11 protein-coding genes are annotated in these 10465 nt (G+C 45.9%); all 11 read right to left on the bottom strand.

From position 1 onward, the window contains the following. Positions 1 to 681 (bottom strand): class I SAM-dependent methyltransferase (locus KAH81_02635; GenBank protein MCK5832543.1); only part of this gene is annotated, 681 nt, incomplete at its 3' end. Between the two features lie 100 nt (positions 682 to 781). After that, complete coding sequence (locus tag KAH81_02630; protein MCK5832542.1) at positions 782 to 1126, bottom strand: DUF86 domain-containing protein; 345 nt, start codon at positions 1124 to 1126, stop codon at positions 782 to 784. Then, positions 1123 to 1398, bottom strand: coding sequence for a nucleotidyltransferase family protein (locus KAH81_02625; GenBank protein ID MCK5832541.1), 276 nt, complete (start codon positions 1396 to 1398; stop codon positions 1123 to 1125). The genes KAH81_02630 and KAH81_02625 overlap by 4 nt, the downstream gene beginning before the upstream one ends. Positions 1399 to 1418: 20 nt before the next feature. Continuing rightward, complete coding sequence (locus tag KAH81_02620; GenBank protein ID MCK5832540.1) at positions 1419 to 3359, bottom strand: V-type ATP synthase subunit I; 1941 nt, start codon at positions 3357 to 3359, stop codon at positions 1419 to 1421. A gap of 14 nt (positions 3360 to 3373) precedes the next feature. Continuing rightward, positions 3374 to 3676, bottom strand: a complete 303-nt coding sequence (locus KAH81_02615; GenBank protein MCK5832539.1) for a hypothetical protein — start codon at positions 3674 to 3676, stop codon at positions 3374 to 3376. A gap of 152 nt (positions 3677 to 3828) precedes the next feature. After that, on the bottom strand, positions 3829 to 4203 hold the full coding sequence (locus KAH81_02610; protein MCK5832538.1) for a polymer-forming cytoskeletal protein: 375 nt from the start codon (positions 4201 to 4203) through the stop codon (positions 3829 to 3831). Then, positions 4169 to 5023, bottom strand: a complete 855-nt coding sequence (locus KAH81_02605; protein ID MCK5832537.1) for a M23 family metallopeptidase — start codon at positions 5021 to 5023, stop codon at positions 4169 to 4171. The genes KAH81_02610 and KAH81_02605 overlap by 35 nt, the downstream gene beginning before the upstream one ends. Beyond that, complete coding sequence (locus KAH81_02600) at positions 5023 to 5895, bottom strand: ParB/RepB/Spo0J family partition protein (GenBank protein MCK5832536.1); 873 nt, start codon at positions 5893 to 5895, stop codon at positions 5023 to 5025. The genes KAH81_02605 and KAH81_02600 overlap by 1 nt, the downstream gene beginning before the upstream one ends. Continuing rightward, the gene (locus KAH81_02595) at positions 5888 to 6649 is read right to left on the bottom strand and encodes a ParA family protein (GenBank protein MCK5832535.1); all 762 of its coding nucleotides are present in this window, start codon (positions 6647 to 6649) and stop codon (positions 5888 to 5890) included. Before KAH81_02595 ends, KAH81_02600 begins: the two co-directional genes overlap by 8 nt. A gap of 343 nt (positions 6650 to 6992) precedes the next feature. Further along, positions 6993 to 7595: a hypothetical protein gene (locus tag KAH81_02590; protein ID MCK5832534.1), complete on the bottom strand. Its 603-nt coding sequence runs from the start codon at positions 7593 to 7595 to the stop codon at positions 6993 to 6995. An 8-nt stretch (positions 7596 to 7603) separates the two neighbouring features. Then, complete coding sequence (locus tag KAH81_02585) at positions 7604 to 10456, bottom strand: hypothetical protein (protein ID MCK5832533.1); 2853 nt, start codon at positions 10454 to 10456, stop codon at positions 7604 to 7606. Positions 10457 to 10465: the final 9 nt, after the last annotated feature.

Below are 10465 nucleotides of genomic sequence, written 5' to 3'. Positions count from 1 at the left end.
TTCGGGAACCTGATTCCTCTTTTCGTTTATCCTCTTTTGGCTTTCGGGCGTAGTTGCCTGATTTGGAGGTAGCGTATAGACCGAGAAAAAACCGCTCGAATGGCCGGTGAGCCTATTGGTCGCGACCATGCGTATCCAGGAATCTACCTCGTCCTCGGCGCCATTTTCTTTTTTCCTTTTTAAATACTCTCTAATAGATACGATTTCGGCTTCTGTTTTCGAGTGGAAGAACATCGTCAAATCTATATCCGCTTTATTTTCATGACAACAAGGTATTTCAAGAAGCCTCTCATTAACTGTTTCGATCAAAGGAATCGACAATCGAGGTTTGGTAAGAACAATACTCAACGGATTAATATCGTTCGAAATAATATTTCGATCTAACAACGCGGCCTCTATAACCGTCGTTCCCCTACCACAAAAAGGGTCGTAGACGATATCGCCCTCGACAGTTAGCAGGTCGATAAAAAATCGAGGCAATTGCGCTTTGAAACAAGCTCGATATGATATTTCGTGTATTCTCTCTGCCTGCCTTTGCTTCGACGTCCAAAATTCGTTGACAAATTTGGGTATTCTTTTATTTGCATATTCGATATAATCGAGCTTTGAACATTTCACTGCCTGCTCTGTGAACAGGTCAGGACTTCCGTTTAGCGAGAAGTCTTCTATGTATTTTAGCACTGCGTTTTTCACAATAAAATCAACTTAAATAATTTCTAAAGTATGTTCTCACTCCACAATCTCCACACCTTCGATTTTGCGTTCGAACGGCTCGGCATCATTATTCTGGTTCCCCGATATCTTCAGCGATAGCTTTCAGCTTCGATTTTAATTCGGGAATACGTTTATTAGCAACATCCCAAATAATATTTATATCGACGCCGAAATATTGATGAATCAAGACATCACGCATTCCGGCAAGGCGTTTCCACTCGATTTGAGTGTATTTATTCTTAAGCTCGGTAGAAACATATTTTACCGCTTCTCCAATGATCTCCAGCTTTCGAATAATCGAATCCCTGATCGTTTCGTCGGAGTCGTATTTTTCCCGCCCCCGCAAAACCAGTGCTTCGATTTTGTCGATGGCATCGAGAATATGTCGTATTCTAACGGCGTCCCTGTTCATATTGCCACGGCCTCTCTTAAAACCTGGTCGCGGAAGTAAGAGATCAAAGCTCCTTCGGTCACGACATCGACTTTAATTCCCAATATCTCCTCGACATCCTGCTTGAAACCGATAAGGTCGATCAGGTCGTGTCCCGGCTCTAACGTTATCAACAGGTCGAGGTCGCTGTCCGGTTTTGCCGTTCCGGTCGCATAGGAACCGAATATTCGGATATTTGTAACTCCAAATCGTTCGGCTATCTTTTCTATCTTCGCCGTGCGCTTTTTATCCATTACCATAAATTATTTTCCTTTCACTCCACAATCTCCACACCTTCGATTTTGCGTTCTAGGGGTTCGAACGGTTCGCCGCCCGCCTCATAAAATCTTGTGAAATACTCGACAAAATGGAGTCTCGCCGGGTGAACAAACGCCCCCAGCGCCGAAAGCCCCGTGTAAGCCACGTGGCCGACAATCACCAACAAGGCCGCGAATACTATTCCCACGCCGGGGATCATCGACGCCAGCTCCTTCGCAATTATGTTTATCACTCCCGCGATAACTCCGGTCGAAAGCCCGAGCGCCAATATTCGCGCGTATGACAGCAGATCGCCAAAAAGGCTTACAATACCATAAAGGCCATCGAAGCCGAGACCATCGGCAATAGCTGCCCCAAGCCCGCGTTTTCCGAGAACACCCAGAACCAGCGAGAAAGCAACGATTCCAATCGCGCCGAATTTAAGCATGCCCAAACCTGCCGGTAGAACCGCCGCCATAGCATCCGGCACGAGATAATTCGCGACGAAAACCCCGGAGCCGATAGTCACGGCTACCCACGACATCGATAGTAGCACCGCACGCGCCTTGAGCGCCGTGTTCAGTCCCTCACGGAAACCGATCACACCGCTCAAAACGAATCCCACCGAGACCTGAATCACGCCCAGAAATATGCTCGCCGCAAAGAACTCGATAGCATTGCCCAGCGGATCGAATACCTTGATCGATAACAGCGCGCGCGCGACGCCGTTGTCCATCGACGCGAGGTCGATGCCAAACCATCCGCCCGCAAGAGCGCCAATTATGACAGTCGTTAAGCCTGAATATAGAATAAACCTCATGAATTTGCGCGTGCCGGCACCCATTTTGCCAAACGCCAGAATCCCGCCGGAAAACAGCGCCAATAAAAGGCCATAGCCGGCATCTGTGAGACATAGACCGAAGAAGACTGGGAAAAACGGTGCGATAAAAGGTGTCGGATCGATCATACCTGCGCGCGGGCGGCCATAGAGATCGGTGATAACCTCGAAGGCCTCGATTACCGGTGGATTTTTGAGTGCAACAGGGGGTACGTCGCCTTCACCGGGGGCAATTTCGGCGATTTCGACAGCATCGAACTTGTTAAGAGTTGATTCGCAAAGGTGTGTGAAATCGGTATCTTTGATCCAGCCTGAGAGGAAAAGCGTGCTCTGGGTTTGTTCTGCATAACCCTCGAGTTTTGCACGAGCAAGTTCGAGTAGGCGATAGCCACGAAGGGCTTCGAGATAGGGGAGAACCTCCTCCGCCATTATTTGTGTTTCCGCTTTTTTTGCTTCGAGTTCGGTTTTAACTGAAGAAATATCGGATGATAATTCGGTTAGCTCATTAGCTGGAGTTCCGGTGTGCTTTCCAAAATGGAATTCTGCAAAGTCAGTGGAATCGAGGAATTGCTCGACGTTGGATTCGGTTGACAAATGATAAATGAATAGGGTAAAAAATCCGTTCGAATCGGAGTTGAATATAAGTTTTTCACAAAGCTCGTGGTTAAAGTCTTCGAGTTCGGTTTCGAAGACTTTCGGGATAAAGCCCATGCGAATGCCCACAAAGTCCAAGCCTTGGAGTTGCTCGAATTTATAAGGCAAGGGCGCGTAAGGTTGGAGAGAGGAAATGGCTATTTGAAGTGAGGTTTTTTTCGAAGCAAGGTCTTCTATGGTCTTGCGAAGGCCTTCGGCCTCAGAGAGTTTTTTGTCCAAGGGGTATTTCCCCGCGAGTTCATCGAGTTCGGAGATAGAGAGTTTTAGGTTATCGGGTTTTTTCTCGATTGTTTGTTCCAGGAAGGCTATTGCTCTTTCGATGGTGGCTATTTCGCCCTCGATTTTTTTGGCAGTTTCAGCGGGTTCGCCTTCGCAGTGTGATATCTGCACGACGCCCATGTCGGCTAACCAATCGATTAATCTGTCGAAATCAGAGGAATGGGCGACCATCCCGATTTTTTTCATAGGAACGACGGACATTAAAATACCTCGATTATTCTTTCGATGGCGCTTTTTGATTTATCTCCGACTTGTTCGCGCACTTTGACGAGAGCCGTTTTTTGTTTTTCTCTATACTTTTCGGCTTTGGAATGGGCCTTTTCGCGGCCTTTTTCTATTGCGTCAGAGATGTTTTTTTTAGCGGTGGCTTCGGCCTGTTTAATAAGGTTTTCGGCTTCGGCCTCGGCCTCGGTAAGCTCATTAGAAAATCTCTTTTTTGCCTGTGCGATAAGCGTTTCAGCTTCTTTTTCGGCCTCTTTTATTTTATTCAAATCGATTGCCATTTTCGGCTCCTATGTGGAAAAATATCCAGTTATTTTTTGAACTCACTTTAATTCAGTGAGTTATGATGTGGATAATTTATTTAAGATGAAGTCTGCATATTTAAAGCGTTTGGAATCAACGACTCACAGAGTAATTAACAGGTTATCCACATTTATGGTTTAGTTTCATTTTTTTCTGGCAAGTTGGACTTGCCAGAAAAAATAGCTCCTTCTTCGATAATAAGCACCTTTGTGACGATATTACCATTCACACGCGCGGAGGGTTCCATGCGAATTTTCTCCGGGGATAGAATATCACCCTCGACATTACCGCCGATTGTGGAACTCGAGGTAGATATCGATGGTGCTTTGATAATACCCTCTTTCCCGACGGTCAATGGGCCTGTCGCAGTGATTTTTCCTTCGACAGTGCCATCGACGCGGAGCCCTCCTTGAACATCGAGGTCACCTTCGACACGGCTTCCGGGACCGATTATTGTATTTAGCCTTTGTTCAGCTTCCATTTTTGCCATATTGACCTTTCTCATTAATTTTCTCATTTTCTTCCTCGGGATTAACAGGCACGCCATCCTTCGTAACAACGTAATGCACATGTGCGCCCTCGGTTCGGCCGGAACTCCCGACGGTTCCAATTTTATCTCCACGCTCTATCCAAGAGGCGTGTTTAGCAATTATTGCCTTCATATGTCCATCTCGTGTGACGAAGCCGTTCAAATGATCTATTTCTACTGCATTTCCTAAAACCGGGTCGGATATTATCCCTGAAACCACACCGGTAGCAGTTGCAAGGACATCGGAACCTTCGGCAGATGCAATATCCACACCGGAATGGGGCTTGAGGAATCTACTGTCCATGTCCCCGAAATGAGCGGTGATTGCGCCCTTTGCTGGAAGTCCTTTTGGGACGAAATCCCGTCGTCTGCGGATGGCTTCGCTGGCCTCATCCAATTCCGGTAAAAGCCTCGACTTAAAAGGCGAATCTAAAAGCGAGGTTATTCCAATCTTGCTAGTATTTGCAGTTGCAGGTGGGTTTTCGTTGTTTTCTTTAACGGAGACAATATCTTGCATCCATTTTCGGAGTTCAGAGGTAGTAGCAAGCTCTTTTTCGAGCTTCAAGATTTTGACTCGTTGTTGCCTGAGCATTTCGTTTTCTGCTTTAATGGCTCGATTTTCGGCAATCAGCTTGGCAGAACGCCCTCCTAATAGGACACCTATTAGAAAGAGGATTATTGAAATTCCGAGGATTATTGTCACAGCTATAACATGCCAACCCTTAAGCCTAATACTGACCGAGTCTTTGCGGTTGTGAGGCACGAAAAATATTGTTAAGCCATGTTTTGTTGGCATTAATCCTCTGATATTATTTCGGCGATTCGCATCAGATCTTCGTCATTGAAAAACTCGATTGTGATTGTTCCGCCTTTTGGTTTAAGGTTGATTTTAACTTTTGTCGCAAGATGGCTTTTAAATGCGTCTTCGAGGGCAGCGATCTCAGGTGTTAGATGTCTGGATCGTTTTTTTGTCGAGCCGGTTTTGCGGTGTCTCGGAGAAGGTTTATCCTCTCTTGCGAGGATTTCCAGTCTTTCAACTGAAAGCCCGCGCGAGACCGCCAGATGAGCGAGCCGTATCAATCTTTCGTCGTCGCTGGTGGCTAAAAGTGCGCGCGCGTGTCCGGCGGATAGTTGCCCATCGGTTAAAAATGATTTAACTTCTTCCGGTAGATTCAGAAGACGCAAGGTATTGGCAACTGCAGATCTAGATTTTCCGACTTTTTCTGCAATCTGCTCTTGGGTTAGGTCGAATTCATCAGATAAGCGTTTATAGGCTTCGGCTTCTTCGAGAGCGCTTAGATTTTCTCTTTGAAGGTTTTCGACTAAACTAAAAAAAAGAAGGACTTGTGGATCTTTCTCTGAGATGACAATGGCGCGAATTCTTTTTAACCCAGCCAATATGGCGGCGCGGAAGCGCCTTTCTCCAGCGACTATTTCATATCCTGATTTGGCTCGATGAAGGAGTATCGGCTGAAGAACTCCCTGCGTTCGAATGGACTCCGCAAGGGAATTAAGTGCGTCTTCATCGAAGATTTTCCTAGGTTGTTCGGGGTTTGGGAAGATATTATCTATCGGAATATTCAAAACCTCTTCGCCGGAGAGCACCTCCGAAACTGACCCAGGGAGTAAAGCCTCTAAACCGCGACCGAGAGCGTTTCTTTTACCCATTGATTATCTCCTTGGCGAGAGCAAGATAGCTTCTTGCGCCAATGCAAGTTGCATCATACAGCAAAATAGGTTTGCCAAAACTTGGAGCCTCTGAAAGCCTAACATTGCGATTAATAATAGTCTTGAAAACTTTATCGCCGAAATAATCCCGAGCCTCCTCACAAACCTGTTTCGACAGGTTCAATCTTTTGTCGAACATTGTCATCAATACACCCTCGACCGAGAGTTCGGGATTAAGTTCCTTTTGCACCAACCTCAATGTTGTAAGAAGTTGACCGAGGCCTTCTAAAGCATAGTATTCGCATTGTATGGGGATCAATATACTGTCCGCTGTTGTAAGCGCATTAAGGGTTAGAAGGCCGAGTGAGGGAGGGCAATCTATGAGAATATATTTAAATTCGTCTCGGATAGGCTCGATAGCTTCTCGAAGGCAGTATTCCCTTCTTGGATTATCAACAAGTTCAACTTGCGCACCAACAAGGCGAATATGGCTTGGAAGCAAGGCTAGGTGTTGAAGATAATCAAAGCGATGTAAGGCCTTTTCCGCAGGGATCAAACCGAGTAAAACTTCATAGACAGAAGCCGTGTTTTCGCCGACTCTAACCCCGAAACCGCTACTCGCGTTTGCTTGTGGATCGAGGTCGATAAGAAGAGTCTCTTTTTCAGCTGCAGTGAGTGATGCAGCGAGGTTCACCGATGTCGTAGTTTTTCCTACTCCACCCTTCTGGTTTGCAATTGCAATTATTTTTGCCATAGACCTCTTCAATTTATCGTTATCGTTAATGTATAACCTCTAAATTTATTCAATCTCGATTGTAAATCAAGCAAAAATAGCGATAAAAGCGAAGATATAGTTCAATCAATATTCCCGAGTAAGAAAAGTTGTTTATATACAAGGGCTAAGGGGGGTGTCGGGCGTTGTGCCAAAAGCACAACGCAGGCGTCCGGTCGGGCGAAATAATAAAGGCAAAACAAACAATTCTGTTCCGACCGGACGCAGATTTAGGCGCACGCGGAAGATATATTTTTCGCGAAGCGCGAAATCCCGATGCCCCCGGAGGGTGATATAATTAATCGAATAGAGAGGCGATATCCATTTATCTGCAGATATTGGACAAATCTATGAGATGTTTAATATCAGCTTGAAGGATTTGTGAAACCATATCCTTTTTTTTGCTATAAACCTTAGAGGCTACTGCGAATGGTGGTTTAAAATCTACACTAAAGTTTCGTTTAATAAGATTCAATGCTGCGTCTTTAAATGTCCAATCGTATGCTAGGGCTTGAAGTCTGCTCTCAGGTTCGCCTTTGATTTTGACTGCTGAATCGAAAGCGCTATCGCCTGTTTCGATTTGTTTGCCCATGCCGAGTTTATTGAGAATCTTTGAACCACTTCCATAGCGCCGAATACAAAGGTGTAAATCGGTTGATTCAAAGGGGGTTTTGATATCAAGATATTTTATCTGACTTTTCCCTGTGCTGACCACATGAAACGTAATTTCATACACATTATCGCCTGTTTTACCCCTAAAAATGGGTTGAGTTTTCCAGTCTCCGAAATCGATTGTTGCGTTGAGTTCTGTGGCTATATTAGTTAGGAGCTCGCGGTTTTTTTTCTTTTCGATTTTATGGAGTCTCACAATAAAAATAACCCCAACTATAACTAGAAGTACTACAATCGAGAATGTCATTATTTCCATAAGTCCCCCTATTTCCTGAGAGTATCTTCATCGACGCCGTGTTCCACAGTTACTCTTCGATTAACAGTTCTTCCCCGTGGATTTGTATTATTGCCCAGGAGCAATTCCACGCCATCGGGGCTGATTGCCATTAGTTTATAGGGTTCGGTCGCCCCATAGCCGCTGGCATCGAGGGTGGAGTTCTTGTCGATAAGCCAACCGTCAACCTCGCTTGTTGATTTGATTCCAAGATGATGAGCGAGGAAGAGCCTTAAGATAGCCAGCTCACGGTTTGCCCTTCGTGTTGAGAGTTTCAAATTGTGATTTTCCGAGCCGATTGCATCGGTGTGACCGGAAAGATGCACCGAGGGCGAAAGCCCTGCTCGAGCTTCGGTAGCCATTCCATGGGCTAGACCATCGAGGCGGCTTTCAAGGAAATGGTTTGTCGGAACGGTCTCATCGAAAACGAACTGCACAACAAGAAGGCGATGTATTCGCCTTTGCACATCTTTAACCCTAACTTGCATCCGCCCCGGTTTGCCGCTAGAAACGTATTCCTCTTGCTGCTTTCCATTGAAAGTTGTCACACGGATGCGCACCCAGCTTTCGGGTTTTATAAGGTGTCCGCCTTCATCGCGCCAATCCCATTCGATTTTGGAAGGAGGCAGCCCTTTTTTCGATACAAGTTGTCGAATTAATTGATTGTCGGGCGAGACAATGTCAACACGCGAGCTATCGACGGTTATTCTCTCGAAATCTGTCGGTGTAATAGCAATTTTCGTGCTAGTTGGATCTAAATTTTCGAAGCCCACAACACTTGGCAAAGAGGTAGTCGGTGCCCATAAAATCCCTTCACCGCTGAGTGTTACCCTGATTTTTGGGCCATCCCATCCGGGGAAGATCCTGATCTTGCCGGGCAGTAAAGCGGAGTTTTGACGGAATATTTCCTCGCGCAATTTCTCTGCACGAGTCAGCCCCAATGTCGAGTCCTCTTGAGGGGTGAATCCTCCCTCGATGATCAAGATAGCATCTTGATTATGCTCGAGAATATTAATAATAGACTTGTCTATTTCAATATTGTTTGGCACTTCGGCCATATTTTCATCGAGAGTATATTCAGCTACTTTCGTATCCACATTTGGGAATTCGACTTTAAGCTCAGCCCTTCTGTTTTCGGCCGCGATAAGCGATTTATCACGAATGACCTTTGATGGGTTAATTCTGTAGCGCGGCTCAACACATGATATTTCATTTGAGATTCTGAGATTATTTTCTAAGTCGGGGACTCGCTTTAGAATCGCTTCTTGGACTGCCTCCGCCCGCTTTATTTCGAGTTCCGATGCCGAAGTGCATGCTACGTTATCGGAAGGGTCGAAGAATCCTTCTATTGCCAGATTCACATTGGGATTATTTGTTAATCGTTCGGCATAAATATCAAGCAGAGCGAGGCTTTCCGAATCGAGCTTAGCCGATGCGGGTTCAAAGAAAACAACCGGGACGAGTGGCATTTCTTCAACGACATATTCAAGTCGAGTTACATAGGCTTTTCGTTGGTCGATTGCAAATTCGAAAGTGCCTGCAGGCGCAACATCAATTGTTATCTCTATCGAGTTGTTATCTTCCTTTTTCTCGGGGATTTTTCCGTTAATAAAAGGTATCTCTTGGCCATCGTCATCGACTGACATGCGAAGCGTATATCTTCCGGATTTGCTTGGTTTCCATTTCCATTCGGTTGAATCGGAGTTGTGTGGCGCGAGGCCATCGAGGTATTTAATAGGATAAATGACCCTCCATTTACCGGTCGAGTCGAGTGAGGCAAGCGAAACGGAAAAGCCATCACATTGTTCTTTTCCAATATTAATTAAACTTCCCTTTATTGTGTTATCTACACCCGCTGTAAGCTTTTGCATAGGTTGGAGGTTTTCTGCGAAAAGGTCGATTTTCTTCGGTCTTTTCTCGATGCCCCAGATGCTTACCGCGAAATGGTGGCTAACCGCGCCGACTTCGGCAAGGTCTTTTTCGACGGGATACACAAAAGCATAATCAATGTCTAAACCACCGAAGAGAGAGCCTGAATGGATTGTGAGGCCAGCATCTATACCGGTGCCATCATAACCTGCCCGAACATAAAAACCCTTCGGAAGGCGTGCCTCCACGCCAACTCGAGTTCTAGTGAACCGATTATTGTTGATGGTTTCGTTTCGCCACACCAGATCGAGGCTTGGACGGAAATAATTGTGCACAGGATAATAGAATCCTCCTTGAAGCTCTATGGGGCGTTTGCCGTAGGCTACAGTGTCTTGAAGCGCGAGATTTGGCTCATTAATATCTCGCGCGACAAGGCCGAACCAGAGATCCTTGTATATGTTCGCTATTGCACCTGCAGATAGGCCCAGGGCATTTTTTTGTGTAGCATCGGAAAATAGCGGGTCGGGACCGGCTTCGTGGCCGATAAAATTCGAGGGACGATAGCCTGTTTGATACCAATTGGCGGTCAATCCCAATGCAATGTTGTGCCCCCAGATATGAAACTCCGGCGCGACTGTAAGCCCTACCTTGGCGTAATAGCTGACATCCTGATTGAGTATCGAAAAGGACAGACCCGCGCCGCCTATGTCTTTGCGGCGGAAAACATAGCTTCCTATACCATGCTCTATTGCCGAATTTCCAATGCCCCAAGCGAGCCTGCCATAGCCGGCAGTGAAACAATTAGAACGCACAAGCCCGGCTGAGGCTGGATTCATATAAAGCGATGTAGCATCGAGTGCTCGCGCGGTCCCCGTGAGCCCCATTCCAGCTTCTCGAACACCGAACTCGCCGGAATCCGCTACAATGCAACCTACTAATATTAGAAATATAATATTAAAAAATCGAATTCTCATAATTTTCCT

The organism is bacterium, from assembly GCA_023145965.1.
GTDB lineage: Bacteria > UBP14 > UBA6098 > UBA6098 > UBA6098 > UBA6098.
Note: the sequence above shows the minus strand (reverse complement) of the source record. Positions and strands in the feature narration are given on the sequence as shown.

Coding starts and splice junctions, on each gene's coding strand:
- KAH81_02620 (MCK5832540.1), bottom strand. CDS start 3,359: ATGAAAAAAATCGGGATGGTCGCCCATTCCTCTGATTTCGACAGATTA.
- KAH81_02600 (MCK5832536.1), bottom strand. CDS start 5,895: ATGGGTAAAAGAAACGCTCTCGGTCGCGGTTTAGAGGCTTTACTCCCT.
- KAH81_02610 (MCK5832538.1), bottom strand. CDS start 4,203: ATGAGAAAGGTCAATATGGCAAAAATGGAAGCTGAACAAAGGCTAAAT.
- KAH81_02585 (MCK5832533.1), bottom strand. CDS start 10,456: ATGAGAATTCGATTTTTTAATATTATATTTCTAATATTAGTAGGTTGC.
- KAH81_02595 (MCK5832535.1), bottom strand. CDS start 6,649: ATGGCAAAAATAATTGCAATTGCAAACCAGAAGGGTGGAGTAGGAAAA.
- KAH81_02630 (MCK5832542.1), bottom strand. CDS start 1,126: ATGAACAGGGACGCCGTTAGAATACGACATATTCTCGATGCCATCGAC.
- KAH81_02615 (MCK5832539.1), bottom strand. CDS start 3,676: ATGGCAATCGATTTGAATAAAATAAAAGAGGCCGAAAAAGAAGCTGAA.
- KAH81_02605 (MCK5832537.1), bottom strand. CDS start 5,023: ATGCCAACAAAACATGGCTTAACAATATTTTTCGTGCCTCACAACCGC.
- KAH81_02590 (MCK5832534.1), bottom strand. CDS start 7,595: ATGGAAATAATGACATTCTCGATTGTAGTACTTCTAGTTATAGTTGGG.
- KAH81_02625 (MCK5832541.1), bottom strand. CDS start 1,398: ATGGATAAAAAGCGCACGGCGAAGATAGAAAAGATAGCCGAACGATTT.